At 47.3% G+C, this 19,504-nt stretch carries 23 protein-coding genes; 9 read left to right on the top strand and 14 right to left on the bottom strand.

Features of this window, described 5'->3' with window-relative positions; translation table 11 throughout:
* Positions 1–161: 161 nt before the first annotated feature.
* Positions 162–1,013 (top strand): glycosyltransferase family 8 protein, encoded by an 852-nt coding sequence (locus tag ACTRXG_RS01720; protein ID WP_474283839.1) that lies wholly within the window; start codon positions 162–164, stop codon positions 1,011–1,013.
* Positions 1,014–1,047: 34 nt separating this feature from the next.
* On the opposite strand, the gene ACTRXG_RS01725 is transcribed toward ACTRXG_RS01720, so the two are convergent.
* The 5 genes from ACTRXG_RS01725 to ACTRXG_RS01745 all read right to left on the bottom strand — a co-directional run bounded on the left by ACTRXG_RS01725 (position 1,048) and on the right by ACTRXG_RS01745 (position 7,756).
* The gene (locus ACTRXG_RS01725) at positions 1,048–1,743 is read right to left on the bottom strand and encodes a Na-translocating system protein MpsC family protein (protein WP_474279635.1); all 696 of its coding nucleotides are present in this window, start codon (positions 1,741–1,743) and stop codon (positions 1,048–1,050) included.
* A 354-nt stretch (positions 1,744–2,097) separates the two neighbouring features.
* Entirely contained in the window at positions 2,098–3,405 is a 1,308-nt protein-coding gene (locus ACTRXG_RS01730) for a Na+/H+ antiporter family protein (RefSeq protein ID WP_474261819.1), read from the bottom strand.
* Between the two features lie 127 nt (positions 3,406–3,532).
* Positions 3,533–3,985: an N-acetyltransferase family protein gene (locus ACTRXG_RS01735; protein WP_474261818.1), complete on the bottom strand. Its 453-nt coding sequence runs from the start codon at positions 3,983–3,985 to the stop codon at positions 3,533–3,535.
* Between the two features lie 171 nt (positions 3,986–4,156).
* Complete coding sequence (cysI, locus tag ACTRXG_RS01740) at positions 4,157–5,875, bottom strand: assimilatory sulfite reductase (NADPH) hemoprotein subunit (protein WP_474283841.1); 1,719 nt, start codon at positions 5,873–5,875, stop codon at positions 4,157–4,159.
* A gap of 27 nt (positions 5,876–5,902) precedes the next feature.
* Positions 5,903–7,756 carry an assimilatory sulfite reductase (NADPH) flavoprotein subunit gene (locus ACTRXG_RS01745; RefSeq protein WP_474283843.1) on the bottom strand — a complete coding sequence of 618 codons (1,854 nt, stop codon included), beginning with the start codon at positions 7,754–7,756 and terminating at the stop codon, positions 5,903–5,905.
* A 307-nt stretch (positions 7,757–8,063) separates the two neighbouring features.
* Between ACTRXG_RS01745 and comGA the strand changes: the two genes are divergently transcribed.
* The 8 genes from comGA to ACTRXG_RS01785 are packed head-to-tail and all read left to right on the top strand — an operon-like array spanning position 8,064 to position 12,091.
* Positions 8,064–9,068 (top strand): competence type IV pilus ATPase ComGA, encoded by a 1,005-nt coding sequence (gene comGA / locus ACTRXG_RS01750; RefSeq protein WP_474282444.1) that lies wholly within the window; start codon positions 8,064–8,066, stop codon positions 9,066–9,068.
* On the top strand, positions 9,065–10,105 hold the full coding sequence (comGB, locus tag ACTRXG_RS01755) for a competence type IV pilus assembly protein ComGB (protein ID WP_474279637.1): 1,041 nt from the start codon (positions 9,065–9,067) through the stop codon (positions 10,103–10,105). The genes comGA and comGB overlap by 4 nt, the downstream gene beginning before the upstream one ends.
* A 15-nt stretch (positions 10,106–10,120) precedes the next feature.
* Positions 10,121–10,273 (top strand): hypothetical protein, encoded by a 153-nt coding sequence (locus ACTRXG_RS01760; protein ID WP_474261811.1) that lies wholly within the window; start codon positions 10,121–10,123, stop codon positions 10,271–10,273.
* The gene (gene comGC, locus ACTRXG_RS01765) at positions 10,266–10,565 is read left to right on the top strand and encodes a competence type IV pilus major pilin ComGC (RefSeq protein WP_091611794.1); all 300 of its coding nucleotides are present in this window, start codon (positions 10,266–10,268) and stop codon (positions 10,563–10,565) included. Before ACTRXG_RS01760 ends, comGC begins: the two co-directional genes overlap by 8 nt.
* Positions 10,565–11,017 carry a competence type IV pilus minor pilin ComGD gene (gene comGD, locus ACTRXG_RS01770; protein WP_474261809.1) on the top strand — a complete coding sequence of 151 codons (453 nt, stop codon included), beginning with the start codon at positions 10,565–10,567 and terminating at the stop codon, positions 11,015–11,017. The genes comGC and comGD overlap by 1 nt, the downstream gene beginning before the upstream one ends.
* On the top strand, positions 11,001–11,327 hold the full coding sequence (locus ACTRXG_RS01775; RefSeq protein WP_474261808.1) for a hypothetical protein: 327 nt from the start codon (positions 11,001–11,003) through the stop codon (positions 11,325–11,327). Before comGD ends, ACTRXG_RS01775 begins: the two co-directional genes overlap by 17 nt.
* The gene (locus ACTRXG_RS01780; RefSeq protein ID WP_474282440.1) at positions 11,230–11,742 is read left to right on the top strand and encodes a competence type IV pilus minor pilin ComGF; all 513 of its coding nucleotides are present in this window, start codon (positions 11,230–11,232) and stop codon (positions 11,740–11,742) included. The genes ACTRXG_RS01775 and ACTRXG_RS01780 overlap by 98 nt, the downstream gene beginning before the upstream one ends.
* The gene (locus ACTRXG_RS01785) at positions 11,675–12,091 is read left to right on the top strand and encodes a hypothetical protein (protein WP_474282438.1); all 417 of its coding nucleotides are present in this window, start codon (positions 11,675–11,677) and stop codon (positions 12,089–12,091) included. The genes ACTRXG_RS01780 and ACTRXG_RS01785 overlap by 68 nt, the downstream gene beginning before the upstream one ends.
* A 37-nt stretch (positions 12,092–12,128) precedes the next feature.
* On the opposite strand, the gene ACTRXG_RS01790 is transcribed toward ACTRXG_RS01785, so the two are convergent.
* The 9 genes from ACTRXG_RS01790 to rpmG form a co-directional block, all read right to left on the bottom strand.
* Entirely contained in the window at positions 12,129–13,151 is a 1,023-nt protein-coding gene (locus ACTRXG_RS01790; protein ID WP_474282436.1) for an MTH1187 family thiamine-binding protein, read from the bottom strand.
* Positions 13,152–13,160: 9 nt separating this feature from the next.
* Positions 13,161–14,579, bottom strand: coding sequence for an aspartate ammonia-lyase (gene aspA, locus ACTRXG_RS01795; RefSeq protein WP_474279639.1), 1,419 nt, complete (start codon positions 14,577–14,579; stop codon positions 13,161–13,163).
* Between the two features lie 36 nt (positions 14,580–14,615).
* Positions 14,616–15,587, bottom strand: coding sequence for an ROK family glucokinase (locus ACTRXG_RS01800; protein ID WP_474261803.1), 972 nt, complete (start codon positions 15,585–15,587; stop codon positions 14,616–14,618).
* Positions 15,588–15,591: 4 nt separating this feature from the next.
* The gene (locus tag ACTRXG_RS01805; protein ID WP_298787873.1) at positions 15,592–15,792 is read right to left on the bottom strand and encodes a YqgQ family protein; all 201 of its coding nucleotides are present in this window, start codon (positions 15,790–15,792) and stop codon (positions 15,592–15,594) included.
* A gap of 60 nt (positions 15,793–15,852) precedes the next feature.
* The gene (locus ACTRXG_RS01810) at positions 15,853–17,034 is read right to left on the bottom strand and encodes a rhomboid family intramembrane serine protease (RefSeq protein WP_474261802.1); all 1,182 of its coding nucleotides are present in this window, start codon (positions 17,032–17,034) and stop codon (positions 15,853–15,855) included.
* Positions 17,027–17,782, bottom strand: a complete 756-nt coding sequence (locus tag ACTRXG_RS01815; RefSeq protein WP_474282432.1) for an HAD family hydrolase — start codon at positions 17,780–17,782, stop codon at positions 17,027–17,029. Before ACTRXG_RS01815 ends, ACTRXG_RS01810 begins: the two co-directional genes overlap by 8 nt.
* Positions 17,783–17,837: 55 nt before the next feature.
* Positions 17,838–18,608 (bottom strand): DUF92 domain-containing protein, encoded by a 771-nt coding sequence (locus tag ACTRXG_RS01820; protein WP_474283846.1) that lies wholly within the window; start codon positions 18,606–18,608, stop codon positions 17,838–17,840.
* Positions 18,598–19,161, bottom strand: coding sequence for a 5-formyltetrahydrofolate cyclo-ligase (locus ACTRXG_RS01825; protein WP_474282428.1), 564 nt, complete (start codon positions 19,159–19,161; stop codon positions 18,598–18,600). Before ACTRXG_RS01825 ends, ACTRXG_RS01820 begins: the two co-directional genes overlap by 11 nt.
* An 83-nt stretch (positions 19,162–19,244) precedes the next feature.
* Positions 19,245–19,394 carry a 50S ribosomal protein L33 gene (gene rpmG, locus ACTRXG_RS01830; RefSeq protein WP_298787882.1) on the bottom strand — a complete coding sequence of 50 codons (150 nt, stop codon included), beginning with the start codon at positions 19,392–19,394 and terminating at the stop codon, positions 19,245–19,247.
* Between the last annotated feature and the right edge of the window lie 110 nt (positions 19,395–19,504).

The raw sequence follows: 19,504 nt of genomic DNA on the forward strand, positions 1-19,504 counted from the left end.
AATAAAACCTGCTTCAGCAGCAATGAGTTAGACCATTGGGAGCTAATCATAAGCTGAAAAGAAAAAGCCTGACAGCTGATTCTTTTTAGTTCCAGGCATGCACCGGGTGCTTCTGTGACTAAAACAGATTATTACTATTACCCCACGAAGGAGTGCTTGTTATGTCTTATTATTCTCCCTATATTGTTACGACTGTAGCTGACGCCAACTATGCAGAACACACAGCCGTTTCTTTTACCTCTCTGCTCACGAACACTACGATGCCGGAGAGAATCGAATTTCACATTATTGAAACCGGCTGGAGCAGCTATCAAAAGCAAATGCTCGAGCAGCTCGGAGCCCATTTTAAATCCCGTGTCGTGTTTCACGCCATCGACACAAACAAATATAAAAACCTTTTTCAGGCGAATCACAAATATTCTTATCATATTACCAATGCTGCCTATTACCGGTTGTCCATACCGTACTTGTTTACGGATGCAGACAAAGTATTGTATATCGACTGCGATACTATCATTCAGGAAGACATTACAATTTTATGGAAGATTCCTTTGCGGCGCCAGGTTATTGCTGCAGCAGAAAACTTCGGCGGATTTTACCGTAACGACGATTTGTTCATGCCGCCGGAAGCTAAATATTTCAATTCCGGTGTCATGATGATTCACGTGCCGAATTGGAAAAAACACCAGGTGACCGATCAGGTCGTACAGTTTATCCAAAAGCATGAGAGCCGGATGCTTTATCACGATCAGGACGGCTTAAACGCTGTGCTTTACAATCATTGGTTTGAGCTTCATCCTAAATGGAATACAATGACCGATATGTTTTTGAAGGCTGTGCCTGATACCCGTCAGGGGAAAAAGGTGATGAGCGCTGCCGAAAAGCCGGCTGTTATTCATTTTACCGGCCCGGAAAAACCCTGGCAGCCAAACACTAAACACCCTTTAAAGCATTTGTATCATGAATACGCTGCCCAAAAAGATGAAATTGTCGTAAAGCCTACTTCCCTTTAATACCAGTGCCGCTCTTTTAATCAAAAGAGCGGCTTTATTTTGTTTCAGACTCCTTGCTGCTGCAGACAAATATTAAATAATTAATGTCTTTATCCACGTCCCAGATAATAAATGGATCGATCACTTCCCGCGGCATCCGTGTCAGTAAATCTGTTTCTTCAATGATACCTTTTACGAGGGAGGTTTTTGCTTCTTCCACTTTCTCTGCATATCCTTCTTCAAGAAGCTGGCGTTCTACCGGGGTCAATACATTGGTTCGTTCAATCAGCACTACACGGTGATTTAAAGGTTTTGTATTTACCGAAGCAGACAGACCTTCTTTGTTTTCTCCTGCTTTTTTTACGACGCTGTTTAACTCTTCCTGCCACTTTTCCACGATCCCGGATTCCGCAGGCGCATCAACTGTACCGAAAATTACTCCAGAGCGTTGATCGAGATTCCAGTTTGTATAAATATCAAGTATTTCCTTCCCTGTGACCGCTTCGAGTTCTGATTTTATATCTGCATAAAGAACGCTCATCAGCATCTCTCTCAATTCTTCCACTTTCCTGCCCTCATTTTTTTGGATTAAAATTTGTTCCATCGGTACCAAAAAATCACGGATATGGACACAAAAATAAGGCGGAGCCCACGTAGTATGTACTGAGATCGGACCTTTTCCAAAGCTTTCCCTCAAAACCTTTCCAATATATCCAGCTATCGCTGATTGTACTTCCTTTATTTCTGACATCACATTCTTCTCCTTTTCTTCCAAACCTCATTTTGTTTTGCTTTTGCTCTTGCGCGGTCTTCACAGAAGAAACGCAGGCTTATAAAAGCATAAAAAAAGCCACAGAGGAAAAATATCCTTTGTAGCTTACCGTTTAGCTCAACTGTCTAACGATCCTGCATCATTTACTGTGTATTAAATTTTACAGGGAGTCGCCAGAGACGACTCCCGGGGTTCATTTCCTGGCAGTGTAACGACTTATTTTCAGCCCTATTGTCTAAAAATTTCTATCGTTCATATAAAACATACATTATTTATTCATGTTTTACTTTACCTGTTTTGGACTAATTTTGCAATCCATTTGCTGCGGTGATGCTACAGAAGAAACGCTGCAGCCAACCCGCAGATAAACAACGGAATGTTGAAGTGTAGAAATGTCGGTACACATGTGTCCCATATATGATCATGGCGTCCATCGGCATTTAAGCCTGCAGTTGGCCCGAGCGTACTGTCAGAAGCCGGTGAGCCTGCATCCCCAATCGCCCCCGCGGTGCCAATTAAAGCTGCAGTGGCAAGCGGAGAGAAGCCGAGCGTGGCACTCAGTGGCACAAACAACGCCGCAAGAATCGGAATCGTCCCGAATGAAGAGCCAATACCCATGGTAATCAGCAGTCCAGTTAAAAGCATCACCAAAGCCCCGAGCATCTGGCTGCCTCCAAGAACGTCCGATGTAACTGCCACTAACTGCTCTACTGCTCCGGTCTCCTGCAGCACAGTTGCATATCCGGAAGCAAGCAGCATCACAAAGGCGATCATTCCCATCATGCGAACTCCATCGTTCACCGTCTGGTCGGCCTCTTTCACCGGAACGATCCGGAAGATAAACATAGCTGCAATACCCATCAATGCACCAATCACCAGGGACTCTGTCCATACCTGTACTAATAGCGCCAATACAATCGCTATCAGCGTTAACAGGTGCGACAGCTGAAATTTTTTCGTATCCTTCAGGGAAGCTTCTGCTTCCGTAACATCTATGCTTCCGGTGTTCATTTCTTTGTCTTTGCGGTACGTCACGAACACAGCTATCAGCAGACCGACCACCATTCCGCCTACTGGAATAATCATTGCCTGCCAGATCTGACCGAAATCAATATCCATGCCATTTTCGTTCATGCTTTCAAAAATAATATCGTGAAAAATTAACCCGTATCCTGCAGGAATCAGGATATACGGCGCCTTTAAGCCGAAGGTCAAACTCACGGCTACGGCCCGCCGGTTGATTTTCATATGATCAAACAAATGCAGAAGCGGCGGTATAAGTATTGGAATAAAAGCAATATGTACCGGAATAAGGTTTTGTGATAAACATGCCACTCCTGCAATTGTCAGAAGCAAAGCAGCCCGTTTATTTTTTAACAGCTTTACCAGATTCGTCACTAAAAATCCTGTAATACCCGAATAGCCAATCATAACTGCAAAAACACCGAGCAGAATGTAGCTGAGAGCGGTGTCAGCCCTCCCGCCCATGCCGGATACGAGCATTTCAATGGTATCAGTGAATGACAGGCCGGCCAGCAGTCCTGCCGCCACTGCTGCTCCCATCAGTGCCAGAATGACATTCAGCCGGAAGAGGCTGAGTACAATCAATACCAGGACTGAAACTATAACTGCGTACTCCACTTTGTTTCCCTCGTTTCTCTTCTTTTATCGTTTACGTACAACTATGTAAATTAAACGCACAAAGAAGATTTTAGCATAGATCCTTTAGTCTGCTCAAACTTTATCAGAGTAAAATGTTTTGCTTTATTTAAAATTCCCACTCGTAATGCGTCCATGCGCTTTTAGCTCCGCCGAGCGATTCGTAAAGTCTCCGTGCTTTTTTGTTGGTCCGGTCTGTTTCAAGCACCATGCCGGCAAAATCCTCCGACTGCACGTAAGAAAGGACAAATTCGAGAAGCTCTTTCCCGTAATGCTGCCCCTGGAATTCGGGAGAAATATACAGATCGTTTAAAATCGCTGTTTTTTTAACCTGAAGGGTGCTGAATGTCTGATATAAGGTAGCAAAACCGATCAAGTCGCCGTAATGTTCCACAATAAACTGGATGCCGATTTCCGGCTGGGCCAAAAGCTTTTTGATTAACGTTTTTAATTTGCTGATGCCGGGATCCGGATGCTCGTAATGATCCACAATATAAGTCTGCATGACTGCTGCTAGACTGGGAATGTCTTCTGCTTCTACGGTTCGTATTCTTATACTCATGACGGCCTCCTGCATAGTTCTATTACCTTGCGTATAATTGTTTTAACGCACTATATTTCATCTTATGGCACATGGAAACAGGATACAACCCTGAAAAAAAGCACTGAAGAAAAAATATTCCTTTTATATTCATAGAAAAACGGGAGCCGCCTAAGCGCGCCCCCGTTGTTATCAGTCATGAAAATTTATTCCGTCTGTAGTTGCTTTAACGTAGTCTGCACGGATGACAAAGTCCCCAAAGTGCTCTCCCTCGTGACGCTCCTTCGCAAAACGGGCAATCATCGGTTCAAGTTCACTTAAAATTTCCTCTTCCCCGATGTTTTCCCGGTAAAGCTTGCTCAGGCGGTCGCCGGTAAAGCTTGCACCTAGATACATATTGTATTTTCCGGGTGCTTTTCCGATAAAGCCGATCTCTCCGAGCGCTGAACGGGCACATCCATTTGGACAGCCCGTCATACGGATAATAATATCCTCATCCCGCAGGCCCTGCTCTTCAAGCATTACTTCAAGTTTATCGACCATAGACGGAAGATAGCGCTCTGCTTCCGCCATGGCGAGTCCACAGGTCGGAAAGGAAACACAGGCCATGGAATTGCGGCGGAGAGCGGAATAATGCTTTCCGTCTGTCAGACCGTAATCCTCGATCAATTTGCTGATCTGTCGTTTTTTATAGCTTGTAATATCGGATATGACCACGTTCTGGTTCGGCGTCATCCGAAAGTCGCCGGTATGAATTTTGGCTATTTCCCGCAGTCCGGTCATCAATTGATAATTTTCTTCATCCTTGATTCGTCCATTTTCAATAAAGAGAGTAAAGTGCCACTTACCATCGTTGCCTTTGATCCATCCATATTCGTCTCCGTTGCTTTCAAATTCATACGGACGGGCAGCCTCTATTTCATAGCCGAGCCGTTCATTTAATTCGCTTTTCAGCCATTCGACCCCGTAGCGGTCAATCGTATATTTGAAACGAGCGTTTTTCCGGTTGGAGCGGTTGCCGTAATCGCGCTGAATCGTCAGCAGTTTTTCCGCTGTATTTACCGCTTCATCTTTTGGCACATAGCCAATAACGCGTCCAAGCTGCGGATAAGTATCCGGCTCTCCGTGCGTCATTCCCATGCCGCCGCCGACTGATACGTTAAAACCCTGCAGCTCCCCGTTTTCCACAATGGCAATGTAGCCGATGTCCTGGGAGAAAACGTCAATATCGTTGGACGGCGGAACAGCCACCCCGATCTTGAATTTTCTTGGGAGATACGTTTCGCCGTAAATGGGCTCCACTTCTTCTTTGCTGTCTGCTACTTTCTCTTCATCAAGCCATATTTCATGGTAAGCCGTTGTGCGCGGCAGCAGATGGTCGCTAATTTGTTTGGAATACTCATAAACTTCCCCGTGCACATCGGATTGATTCGGGTTCACATTGCACATAACGTTTCTGTTCACGTCCCCACAGGCGGCGATGGAGTCCATCATGGCTGCATTAATTTCCTGCAGATTTTTTTTCATATTCCATTTGAGAATCCCGTGCATTTGAAACGTCTGGCGTGTAGTCAGCCGGAGAGTACCATTTCCGTATTTATGCGACACTTCATCCATTGTGAGCCACTGCTCCGGCGTAATAACGCCGGCCGGCAGGCGGACACGGAGCATAAACTGATAGGCTGGTTCAAGCTTTTGCTGGCGGCGTTCGTTGCGCAGGTCCCGGTCGTCCTGCATGTAGCTGCCGTGAAACTTCATCAGCTTTCCATCTGCTTCAGGAATGCTCGCAGTAATAGGGTTTGCCATCGTTTTAACAAGCGTACCGCGTAAGAAGTTACTGTCTTTTTTCAAGTGCTCCATTCCATCTAACGGGGCATCCTGAATGTTTTTTAAGCTGCTGTATTCTGACATATGCGTTTGGTTCCTCCCCGGTAGTTATTAATATACATCACGCTGGTAGCGTTTTTGCTGCTGCAGATCGAGCATGTACGATTCAGCTTCTTCATGTGTCATATTTCCTTCTTTTTCAAGCACCGTCACCAGGGCTTCATGAACGTCATGGGCCATCCGTTTTTCATCTCCACAGATGTACAGAAACGCCCCGTCCTGCAGCCATTGATAAACTTCTCCGCTATTTTCGAGAATCCGGTGCTGGACATATACCTTTTCTTCGTTATCCCGTGAAAAGGCTACATCCATTTTTGATAACGAGCCCTCGTCAAGCCATTGCTGCCATTCAGTCTGATACAAAAAGTCCGTCCGGAAATGCTGGTCTCCGAAGAACAGCCATGATTTTCCGTCCGCTTCCACTTCTTCACGTTCTTCAACAAATGAACGGAAAGGTGCAATGCCAGTACCCGGCCCTACCATAATAACAGGGGCAGACGGATTATCCGGAAGTTTGAAATTCGGGTTGTGCTGAATATAAATAGGCAGCGTATCTCCCGGTTCCGTACGTTCTGCACACTGTCCGGAGCAGACACCTGTACGTGGTCTGCCATGCGCATCGTAGCGGACAGCCCCTACGGTTAAATGCACTTCATCAGGATTGGCGGATGGGCTGCTTGCAATCGAGTACAGGCGCGGCGGTATTTTCCTTAAATTACCGACCACGTCTGCAGCTCCTCCCTGCCATGGCCCATAGTCCTTCAACAGATCCAGAAGGTCACGCCCTTCAAGGTATGAGCGCAGGTCATCCGCCTGTTCTGTTTCCAAAAGCTCCGGGAGTTTTTCGTTGTTTGTCAGCTTGCTCATTTTTTCAAGCAGCGGTTTCGTTAAAACCGTAATTTCAAAATGAGAGAGGAGTGCTTCACGAAGCGACCGGATATCACCCTGCTTGTTTAATACTACTGTTTCTTCCGGATTCCAGTCCATTTCGCGAATCAGCTGGTCAACCAGAAGCGGATCATTTTCCGGGAACATGCCGAGGCTGTCCCCAGGCTCAAAAGTCAGGCCTGACCCTTCAAGTGAAAGCTCTACATGACGGGTTTCCTTTGCTGAGCCCCGGCCATTTAAATTAATATTTTCCAATATTTCCGCCCGGAACGGATTAGTTCTTGAATATGCCGGCTGTTCCGTGGCAGGGGCAGCTGGCGCGGCCGCTCCTGCAGGGGCTGCTGCCGTCTGCACCGTTTCTTCCTGGAGCTCATTCAGGCTCGAAAGAACACCCTGGATCCATTCTTCGGCGTCGTCGTCAAAATCAACATCGCAGTCTACTCTTGGATACAGACGGGTGCCTCCAAGCTCTTCTAGCCGCTGATCAAAATCCTTGCCTGTCTGGCAGAAATATTCGTAGGAGGTGTCTCCAAGCGCAAGTACGGAAAAACGTGCATCTTCGAGTTTCGGAGCCTTACGCCCGTTCAGAAACTCATGGAAGGAAATAGCGTTATCCGGAGGATCCCCTTCTCCATGCGTACTTACGATGACTAATAGGTTTCCCACCTTTTTCATGTTTTTCGTCTTAAAATCGTCCATCGAACTTACAGTTACATTGTAGCCCTGATCTTTCAGTCTTCTTGAGCTGTCTTCTGCAATCATTTGACCGTTACCGGTCTGGGAGCCAAATAAAATGGTCACTTCTTTGGAAGCCTCGTCTGCCTGGGATGTCTGGGGTACAGCTGCTTCCTGGACAGCTGGCGCTTCAGCTGCTGCCGGCGCAGCACCCGAAGCTGCCTGGGAAGCTAAATATCCGCTTAACCAAATTTTCTGATTTTCTGTTAATGTCGGCAGGAGCTGGTTCAGTAAATCTACCTGCTCCTGGCTAAAAGGACTATTCGTAACCTGCAATTGCACTCTCTCCACCTCACAAATAAATTTAACTGCAATCTAATCGTTCTAAGGACAAAATAATTTTCTCTTTAGCTTTATTTTATCCATGTATATAAACTGGTCATTTTATTATGGTCAATTTTATCCGTATAATTCTTATGTGTCAAGTTGGTTTTAAATTCCTGACGGAATATTGCGAAGCCCTTTATATTTTATCACACCACTGCTTCCGTTACGCTTTCCTTAAAAAATTAATACATTGAAAAAAATGGTAGATTATTCCTTTGTTTTACCATATAATAAAATTACTTTTCAGAAAGAAGGTGAGGCCTTGACCAACATCGAATCATTTACACGGCAATTGATCCATCAGGCAGCGGCCGCCGGCGCATCAGATATTCATCTGCTGCCGTCTTATTCAGAAGCCTCTCTCTATTTTCGTATCCATGGACGCCTTGAGCTTTCAGATACGTATTCCTCGGCTTTTGCTCACAGGCTTATTACGCACTTAAAGTTCAGAGCCGGTATGGATATCGGCGAACGAAGGCGTCCGCAGGATGGTTCACTTACTTACCGCTCGCTTCATCCCCCTGTCCATCTCCGTTTTTCCACCATGCCTTCAGAACGTATGGAAAGCTTTTCTATCCGGCTGCTTCCACAGACTTTTCAATTCACCCTCCCGCAGCTGTTTTTAACTTCCACCACTACACGCTCGTTCGAAGACGTTCTTGCCTCCCGTAAAGGACTGGTTCTTTTGACTGGCGCCACCGGGTCTGGAAAATCCACCACCCTTTACGCCATGCTCGAGCACCTGCTCACCTCCCACACGCAGCGCATTATTACAATCGAAGACCCTGTAGAGCTCCGGATACCCGGCTGCATTCAAACCGAGGTCAACGAAAAAGCGGGGCTTACCTACGCATCACTTCTGAAGGCTTCTATGAGACATGATCCAGACGTTATTATGATCGGAGAAATACGTGACACTGAAACAGCAAAGCTGGCACTGCGGGCAGCACTTACCGGCCATCTGGTGCTCACTACGCTGCATGCTGGCAGTACCTTTGGGGTCCTCCGCAGACTGCTGGACCTTGGCCTTTCAAAAACGGACCTCCTTGAAACCACCACCTTCATTGCCCACCAACGGCTTATTTCCACCACTTCTCTTTCCACCCCCGGACGCTTAGCGCTATTTGATTTTTCCACCCGACAGGATATCCATTCCATGCTTGATTCCAATAAACCACTCGAGTCACCCCGGATAAATGAGCAGCTGAAGCGGGGTTATGCGCTCGGCTTGTTCGACAAGGAAGCCTTTGCGGAGACCAGGGTATGAGCAAGCTGTTAAAAAGAAGCTGGAAGCCGGAGGCTAAAGCACTATTTCTTCAACAGCTGGGCGAGCTGCTCGGCAGCGGATATCATCTGGATCAATCCATACAGATGCTTTCCTGGGAACAGCCCGCTTTCGTCACTGCTTCCCTGCGCAGCATACGAAGACATCTCCGCAGCGGCCGGGAGCTGCATGAGCTTTTACTTGAACACCATTTCCCCTCGGACATTGCTGCTTTTGTTTATTTTGCGGAGCAGTCCGGCCGTCTCTCTGAAGGATTAACTGCAGCGGGTAATCATTATATGAGCCGCCTCGAGGCCTGGAGCAGCTTCCGTAAAGTTCTGTACTACCCGTTATTTCTTCTGTGGCTGCTGATAATTCTCGCTTATGTGTTTGTCCGCTACCTTTTTCCCCAGTTTCTCGAGCTGTTTGAACAGCTGAGCATGGAGCTCCCTTTTTACACCCGGATGGTGATGAAAATGATTTCCGCCGCTCCTTTTTTCTTTGCCTTTGTTTTTATTCTGCTCGCTGGCCTCGGAGTATTTTATGTTTTAGCTGTCCGCCCGAAACCTGCCTCTCATCGGACTCTTTTTTGGACCAGGCTGCCGTTTCTCCATCCTTTTATTACTATGAGAACTACCGCTTCTTTCGCCGAACAGTTCGGCTACCTGCTCTTAAATGGATTGTCTCTTTCCGAAAGCTGTCTGGTGTTAAAAAATCAAAAGCATTCCCAGTTAATACAGGAAGAAGGTGCGCGTATTGAACAGATGCTCGCTGCCGGGACTCCTCTGCCGGAAACATTCCGGCAGTCATGGTACCTTGAAAGCCTCGGACAGGCGGTGCAGTACGGCCAGTCTATTGGAGCGCTCGGCCAGGTGCTTGTGCAATACAGCAGCCAGACGCAGCATAAACTCGAAACAGACATCCAGCGGATGACCATGACTGCCCAGCCTATTCTTTTCTTTTCAGTCGGCATTCTGATTTTAAGTCTTTTCGCTGCAGTATTTTTACCTATGTATCACATGATTACTTCCATACAGTAAAAGGAGTGACCATCCATGCAAACCCCTCACGATTATTTTTCTGAACGACTCTCGGTACTTGAAAAACGCTTGACGGATCTTGAAACGCAGAAAGAAGAAGACATTGCTTCTTTATTAAAGATGCTTCGCCAATCCCGCTCTTCCAGAAAGGAAAAAACATATGCTTAAAAACAATAAAGGTTTTACTATGGTGGAAATGCTGATTGTGCTGCTCATTATTACTGTGCTTCTTTTAATTGCTATCCCGAACATCGGTACAAACAACCAGGTCGCCCAGTCCAAAGGATGCGACGCCACCATCCAGCTTTTAGAAACCCAGGCTGCTGCTTATGAAGTTGAATACGGCAGCGAGCCGTCTTCTCTTCAGGATCTCGTTGAAGCTGACTATGTTGAAACGACCACCTGCCCGGACAACACTCCGCTTGTATATAACAACGGAGCCGTAAGTAAAGGATCCTGATGCCTCTTTTCAGTTCGAAGGGCTACACCTTTCCTGAGGCTGTCGTAGTACTGCTTGTGTTTAGTGTGCTTGCTGCTGTGCCATTTATTCATTTCTCTTCGGCCTATGAAAGCGCACGTGAAGAGCATTTCGTCCAGCAGCTACAGGCTGATCTCGTTTACAGCCAGCACTATGCTTATACTCACCATATATCCACCCGTCTCGATTGGAAGGAAGATGAGGGCTACTACGCCCTTATAGGCAACGACCGCAGTGAACCTTTGATCCAGCGTGACATCCCCGAGGGCTTTTTTGCTCCTACTGCCTCTAAGCTGCAGTTCCATACATTGTCTTATACGGAGAAAGGAAATATTAAAAAAGCTGGTACTGTAGCCCTTCACGGCCCGTCACGGTCATACCGGTTTATATTTCAAATTGGAAGGGGGCGGCTCCGGGTTGAGACATCTTCGTAATGGATTCACGCTGATCGAAGCCGTCAGTGCCCTCTCGCTTCTGTTCGCTGTCACTTTATTTATGCTCCCTCTTCTTCATCAGACTTATCAGACCTGGAGCAGCCAGCAGCTGTACTACGAGCAGCTGTATGTGATGGAAAAGGAAGCAGGGCGCATTCACCAGTCTGCCTCTCCCGCCGTCAATGCTGCTTCCTATTCGAAAGGAAGGATTCATGTTCACATTAAAGAATACGAGGAAGGATACAAAGTGTGTACTTCGATCGAAGGGAGCCGGAACAAACAGTGCGTTTACGTCCTTCCGAAGCAATAAAGGGGTCACACTTCCTGAAATGATTATAACTCTTTTGCTGTTCAGCCTGTGGGCACTGGCCGCTGCTAAATTCAGCAGCCTTCTTTTAACTGATGTCCCGGCTCCCGATACCGAAGCACGTTTATTCGTTCAGCAAATGGAAGAAGATATGCAAATTGCTCAGTCATTAACGTATGAGAAGCAACGGTTTTATATTGAATCCAGACAAAATACGTACGAATATTTTATGTCTAACGGGCGGATCGTACGCCGGGTGGATAACGAAGGATTTGAAATTATGCTCCAGGGAGCTTCTGCTTTTTTTGTAGAGACAGGAGACTACGGCGCAGACGTGGAGGTGATTTTAAATGATGGGCAGCATCTTCAGTCGTTTCTTTCCTATCATGCAGCTACGAAGAAGCTCTTCCCTTTATAAACGTGAAGGCTTTGTTCTTCCCTCCACTATTTTCTTTCTTTTATTCATTTTCTTGTTTATGGTACTGGCTGCCGGACTTTTGAAGCTTCAGCTTCTGCAGCAAAATGAGGAGTTTGGATCCCTGGATGCAAAATGGATGATCCGGAATGCCGAAAATATTTATATTGAAGCACCTTCTGAATCCGGCACCGTATCGATGCCGGATGGCACCGTCGAATGGAAAGAATCCAGGAGCGGCGAAATCAAATTCACTGCCCGTCACCGCCTGGGATTTTCCAAGCAGGTAACTTACACCGCAGATTGGAAAGCCTCTGTTTATAAAGCTCTTTCTTACCCAGAACATAGATAAAGCCGGCAGAGTTAATTCTGCCGGCTTTCAGTATTGGTTACTGCTTTCGTGCATTCCGTACTGATTCCATTTTCTTTTTCATCTGCTTGCCTTCTGCATCACGGCGGTCGTCAATGCGAATATTTGTTGATACACGCTGATAGCCTTCTTCAAAAGGAATTTCGTGTATTTCTCTGACGGCCTGAAGCAGATCGTCAATATTTCCTTCGAGAAGTGTACTCATTGGCGTCATTTCAATATCAATTTTATCATTGTGTTTTTCAAGCACGTCCTGAATTTTTGCTACTGTGTCCGACATCCCGGTTCCCTGTTTGTCTATAGGAGAGACTGTCACATCAACAATTGCCATAGATAACTGCTCCTTTCGTTTTCTTCCAAGCCGGCCCGGAAATTCACGTTCAGCAAGCATCCGAAACGCTGTAATCGCAGTTTGAACGTGTACCTTCTCCGGCACGGAACATGTAATATTTCGTTGAAGCCAATACGAAGGCTTCAGCCATGTGTTTCTGCTGCCGGCAAAATGCCGCTGGAGCACTTCTTCTGCCGCAAAAGCCATTGGCAGTGATATATAAGCGCTGACAGCTATAAAAACATTTCCCGGAGAAGAAACAATGTAAACCGGAGACGCCATGACAAGAAACAAAACGAAGTATATAAAAACAATGTTCGTGGAGCAGTGACGGTTTGTGATCGATGCCCTCCCCACTCTTTTCCACGAGCTTTTTTTAGGGACGCCGGTAAAGCTGAAAACCTTATGCTCTGCGCCGTGAAACTTTTTGAGCTGCTGCGGAAAAATAAAGTGAGTCCCCATGATAAATAGTAAAAACGAATACAAAGGAAGCAGTTGAAATAAGACCGCTGTGAGCCAGGCCGCAGCTGTGAGCTTGTACCAGACGGGCATCGCCCCTATAACCACTGCCGCCACTTTTAAGTAAGACCGCATGGAAAGGGGAAGCAGTTCGGCATGTATCTTTCCTTCACTGCCAACATAGGCTCTGCTGATAAAAGAAGCTCCAAAGAAAAACACGCCGCGCTGATAGGAAAGCCCGCGAATTTTCATGTACGGCTGTTACTCGCCGTACATGAATCGTGAACCTGCGATCCCCGGCTTGGTCATTTCCTTGGCATCTAAAATTTCATCGAGTTCTTCTTCAGACAATATTCCCCGTTCGATGCAGATCGAGCGTACGCTCTGATCCGTTTCAATCGCTTCTCTTGCGATTCTCGCAGCTGTTTCATACCCAACGTGCGGGTTGATGGCTGTAATAATGCCTACGCTTCGTTCTACCATGCTCCGGCAGTGTTCAATATTGGCTGTTATTCCTTCAATAGTAAATTCCCGGAACACTTTCAGACCATTCTGCAGCACTGAAAGGGATTGAAGCAGATTAAATACGAGCACCGGCTCCATTACATTCAGTTCGAGCTGACCGGCTTCCGAAGCATGGCTGATCGTATGGTCATTGCCAATGACCTGAAATGAGATCTGATTAATTAGTTCGCACATGACTGGGTTCACCTTCCCCGGCATAATGGAGGAACCCGGCTGTCGGGACGGGAGGTTAATTTCATTCAGGCCGGTTCTGGGCCCGGAGCTCATCAGCCGGAGATCGTTTGCCATCTTGGACAGGTTAATCGCATGTACTTTGAGTGCCGCTGACAGTTCGGTGTAGGAATCCGTATTTTGCGTTGCGTCCACAAGGTCAGTTGCACTGTAAAATGGCATCCCTGTCTGCTCAGCAAGAATTTCTGCTACACGGTCAATGTATTCGGGCATCGCATTGAGCCCTGTGCCCACAGCTGTGGCCCCGAGGTTAATTTCATACAAATGATCCACTGACCGCTTAATGCGGCGCAGGTCTCTTGTCAGCACCCGTCGGTAGGCACCAAATTCCTGACCAAGGCGGATCGGCACGGCGTCCTGCAGATGCGTACGTCCCATTTTGATAACATTGTCAAACTCTTCTTCTTTTTCGCCCATCGCTTCGATCAAATTATCGAGCGCAGTTACAAGACCCTGTGAAAGACGAAGAGCCGAAATGTGAATAGCTGTAGGAAATGAGTCGTTGGTGGACTGAGCCATGTTTACGTGGGAATTCGGACTCACCCGAAGGTAATCCCCTTTTTCACCGCCCAGTAATTCAATGGCGCGGTTAGCAATAACTTCGTTTGCGTTCATGTTAAAGGAGGTCCCCGCCCCTCCCTGAATAGAGTCCACGATAAATTGATCATCAAATTTACCTTCGATCACTTCGTCTGCTGCTTCTGTGACCGCCTGAGCAATTGATTCATTCAAAAAGCCCACTTCCGCGTTGGCAGTTGCCGCTGCTTTTTTTACGTAGCCGAATCCTTTAATCAATTCCGTGTGCGGCGGATAGCCGGTTATTGGAAAGTTTTCTTTTGCCCTCAGTGTCTGAATTCCGTAATAAGCATCTTTAGGTACTCTCTTTTCTCCTAAAAAGTCACGTTCCACACGGTAGTTTTCCATGTTTTTAGCCCCTTTTTAACGATCATTTTTTCTATTTTATCCGTTCAAGTAATGATTTTTAGCCAGCCACGCGGCTCCTGCCACCCCCGCGTCGTTCCCAAGATCGGCAATAACAAAATCTGTTCCTCTTTTGACTTTGTCGAGCGCAAACATATCAAAATGAGCGCGCAGCGTCTGCAGTAAGTCATCTCCGGCAGCAGCCACACCGCCGCCGATCACGATTCGCTCCGGATTCAGGGTGTTGGCCATATTGCCGACGGCAAGTCCCAGGTAATACATGGCGTGGTCAATCACGCCGGCACAATACGGGTCAGCGGATGTGGCATAGGCGAACAAATCCTTAGTCGTAATCTCTTCCCCACGCTGGTGCACATCATAAATCGGAGAACCTTCGGCTTCGTCGATATGCTCCAGGGCCCCGCGCACCATGCCTGTTGCTGAAGAGATGGTTTCCAGACAGCCGCGTTTGCCGCAGTTACAAAGCCGGCCTCCCTCCGGTTTCACGGTAATATGGCCGATTTCCCCAGCCATATTATCTTTGCCGTTCACCAAATCCCCGTTAAGCACAATTCCTCCTCCGACGCCCGTGCCGAGCGTGATAAAAATCATATCCCGGACGTCTGTCCCGGCCCCTTTCCAGTATTCGCCCGCCGCTGCAAGATTGGCATCGTTATCGAGCGCCACGGGAAAACCGAGCTTTTCTTCGAGAATACGAGCGACCGGGTAATCCTTCCACCCTATGTTTGTTGCGAATTCGATAATGCCATTTTCTATGTCGATAAAGCCGGGAAGCCCCGCACCGGCGCCGGCGATTTTCGTCAGTGGAATTTGCTTTTCATTCAGTTCATGCTCGATCGATGCGGCAATTTCATCGAGCACGTATTTTCCGTTTTCTTCCTTGCTGGTCGTGATGCTCCATTTATGCTGCATGCCCCCGTCCTGGTCAAAAAGCGCCATTTTTACCGCGGTGCCGCCGATATCGATTCCGATCACGTAATTTTCAGCCATTTGTCTACCCCTTTTCCTGCTCGATTCGTCGTTCTCTTTTTATCGTTAATAAAGCAGTCTGATACATCCTGACATCCAAAAGTCCGTTTTTATAGGCTTCTCTGATTTCTTCTTCCATTAAGTCTAAATCCATTAAACGATTTTTCGTATAGATGAAGGCCCCGACCGTGCGCAGCCACATCCGGATTTCTGTCATGGATTCCATAGTTATCCTGCTTCCTTTCATTATAGCAAGCGAAAGGCGTTTTTCTACTACGTATTTTGATTAATTCCACCGGTACATACCGATCGCAAAAAAGATGGCAAACGCCAAAACAAAAAACGCAAACGCTCCTACACGCACAAACTGCCATCGGTGTCCCGGAAGATGCACAAGAACGGAGGCTATAAATCCACCGACAAGACCGCCAATATGGGCCCCGTTATCCACTGCCTGCACGGTAAACCCAAATATCAGGTTAATCCCGAGTATGACAAGCACGTTCATGCCAAGTGTACGGAAAAACAGCCGTTGATGGGCAAGTCCCAGATATAAAAGGGCCCCGAAACAGCCAAAGATAGCACCACTGGCTCCGGCTGACACCTGTTCATTCATAGCAAAGCTGACCGTCGATGCAAATACACCTGCGGCAAAATAAATGATAATAAAGCGCGTTGTGCCGTAAATACGTTCTGTGATGCCGCCAATAAAAAACAACGCCAGGCTGTTCATAAACAAATGCAGAAAACCGATATGAAGGAACATAGCAGTAACCAGGCGCCACCATTCTCCGTCTACAATTCCCGGATTGTATTTCGCTCCAAGCTCGATGAGAGTGTTGACGTTCATACTGCTTCCCGATTGCTCCAGCACTAAAAAAATCATGGCAAGCAGTGCCAGCACAATATAGGTCACAATCGGCTTCCCGCTTGAAAAAAAGGACATGTCCTGCTCTTCAAGCTCCCGCTGCTTTTTTTCCGCCTGCCGGCGGTAAAAGGAGGCTCTTTGTTCATGCTCTTCGGGTTCGAGCTCTTCTTCCAGGCCGCCCCATGCCCATTCATTGGTTTTTAGATACGTACTGACAGAAGGGGGCGCATCCGCCAGGCCCCGCCCGTTGTCATCGGCGAACAAAAAGGAGCGGGCTTCGCGGTCTCCGCTCTCCATCGGCTCTGTCATATCTGCCGGAGGATAAGAAGTAATATATACGTTCGCAAATTTTGCTTTCCTTAAGGCGAGCCGCCGTTTCCACCCGTGAAAGCTTTTTTCCGCTTCATGCCTGTCTTCTTCCAGCCGCCCGAGACGTTCATATTCCACCCGTGCCATGCGCACAATCCAGGGCTGTCCGTCCACATCCCCCTGAAGCCATACGCGCTTCCGGTCCGGACCGACGTCAATCAGGCGGAAGGATTCTTCCTCCATAAGCTGCTCTGTAAATTTCCAAAACTGGTGAGCTTCCCGTTTAGACATCCGAACGCCGTCCTTCTTCCACTATTTCTCTTAAATATGATGCTGCCTGATTGAATTCGCTAAACTCTTTTACTGTATTTGCCGAAGGTCCTGCTTTCTCCCCGCGGGTGTTCACATAGATAGCTTCCCATCCTGCATTTTCCGCTCCCCTTATATCGTGGGCCCACGAGTCACCGACAAACAGCGCCCGTTTTTTCCGGCTATCCATAAGCTGCAGCGCTTCATCAAAAATTGCCGCTTTCGGCTTCGGAGCTTCGGCCATTTCAGAAATAAAAAGATGACGGTGGTCGATCCAGCGATCAAGCTCAAGCTGATAAAACTTTTCTTTCTGCAGTTTCTCTGACCCATTTGTAATAATACCGAGGCGGACGCTGCTTTTTGTGAGCGATTCCAACAAACCAGGTACACTCTCAAACAGTTCGCTGAATTCCGGCAGCCGCTGCTCATACTCCTGATGAAACTCGAGTGCTTCCCGGCGTGACGCCGGGAGCCCAAACACGTGCATCGTTTCTGCATACCGCTTTACCCGGTACTGCTCCTGCGTAAGAGTGCCTTCCTCGTATTCCCGCCAAAACAAATCACAGTGATATTTAAACACCTCGAACCACTTATCTTCATGAACGAACGGAGCTTCTTTATTCATCTGCTGTCTGATGGAAACAAACACAGCTTTGATTGTTTTTTGAAAAGCTTTTTCGTGATCGTAGAGGGTATTGTCCAGATCGAAACAAATCGTTGTCCAGCGCATGTACTTGTGCCACCTTTCTTCCTTCTATTATAGCAACCTCCCGCTAAAGGCGAAATCAAAAGGAAAAGAAAGAAACAATGTACAGCACCACAACCACCACACCGCCTCCAAAGGAGCTTAACGCATTCACAGCGTTGTTTGTCATCCATGAAATGCCCGAGGCGTGAATGGTTTCCCTTCCATGATGGACTGCAGCTTCCGTATAGGACCCACATACGCTGCAGCGATTCATCCGTTCTGTATAGGCTCCGAGAAATGTATCAATAAAGCAGCCGCATACGCCAGCAGCACTTACAACAATAAGCATAAAGACATTCGGCTCCGAAGAAATAAAATAAACTACCCCTCCCACAAGCAAAGCACCGCCAAAAGCTCCCAGCGTTCCTGCTCCGGAAACCGCTCCGGAAAAACCGTTTTCTATTCGTTTTCGGCTGCGCACGTGAAACGGCCGGCCACCAAACCGGCGGCCAAGCTCTGACGCCCACGTATCCGCATTTGCTGCCGCCGCTGCACCTGCAGCAGCAGCCAAAAACCCTTCCCAAGAAGCGGCGCTGGACAAAGCAGCAAATATAAGCATCGGTCCTCCATTCGCCCATACCTGCCCGCTGTCCCGCTGTTCCTTTTCCTGTTTATTTAAACGTGACAGAGCTGTCGAACTTACAAAAAAAGTAAGCAGCGCTGCTGCCCCCAGCCCTCCTGTCCATGTGTATATAAGCGTGCCGAGCACTCCGGCTGATACCGTTGCGGTAAACGTTAATGATCCTTTTTGCCAAATCATCATTAAAAACAGCACGAATACTAAACCGAGTGCCGTTTCACCCCACATGAATAAGGCCTTCGCTGCTGATAAGGGTTTGGACCGGCACGTCGTGCGCTTCCACCGGAATACACTCCTGAAGCTGAAAAGGATGAATCAGGGAGGCCGTAGCAAAATCCGCCCGGTTTAAAAAGCGGTCATAGTATCCGCCCCCGAACCCAACGCGGTAGCCCTGCCTGTTAAATACAAGACCAGGCACAAGAACAAGATCCAGCTGCTCCGGAGGCACCAGGGGACAGACACTTTTTTTAGGCTCATATATCTGACCGATCGAGCGCTCGAGCTCACCGAATTCCTGTATTTCATAAAAATCCATTCCGCGTTGCTCAGGTTCAATTTTAGGTACACACATCCGCTTTCCCTGCTGCCATCCCGTTTCAATAATCGGCCCGGTATTTATTTCATTTTTGAGCGAAACAGTTACAGCAATCGTCTCCGCCTGTTTCCATCCGCTCCATTGGAATAAGTACTCATAAATCTTTTTTTCTGCCGCCAGGCGATCACTTCCGGAAAGATTTTGATAGGCGCTGTTTACCTGCTGCCGGAGCATATGTTTATTCAATTATTTGCCCTCCCATGTCTTTTCATTGGACCATGCTTTAAAGACAAAAGAAAAAGCAGCTGGGAGATGTAATCTCCTGCTGCTTATTTCGTTTCGCGATGAAGAGTGTGCTTTCCTAAACGAGGAGAATATTTGTTCAACTCAATACGCTCAGGGTTTGTGCGTTTATTTTTGCTGGTGATGTAATTACGGTCACCAGTCTCTGTGCAGGCAAGCGTTACTTGTACACGCATGTGATTCCCTCCCTACTTTCGTACATTTTTCATACTTAGTAATACTATCAGATTCCTATTTGTGCTTCAAGTCTGTGATGTTAGTTTTTCTCAGGAAAGTTAAGAATATT

The sequence above is a fragment of the Marinococcus sp. LNSP9103-4 genome (assembly GCF_056034345.1).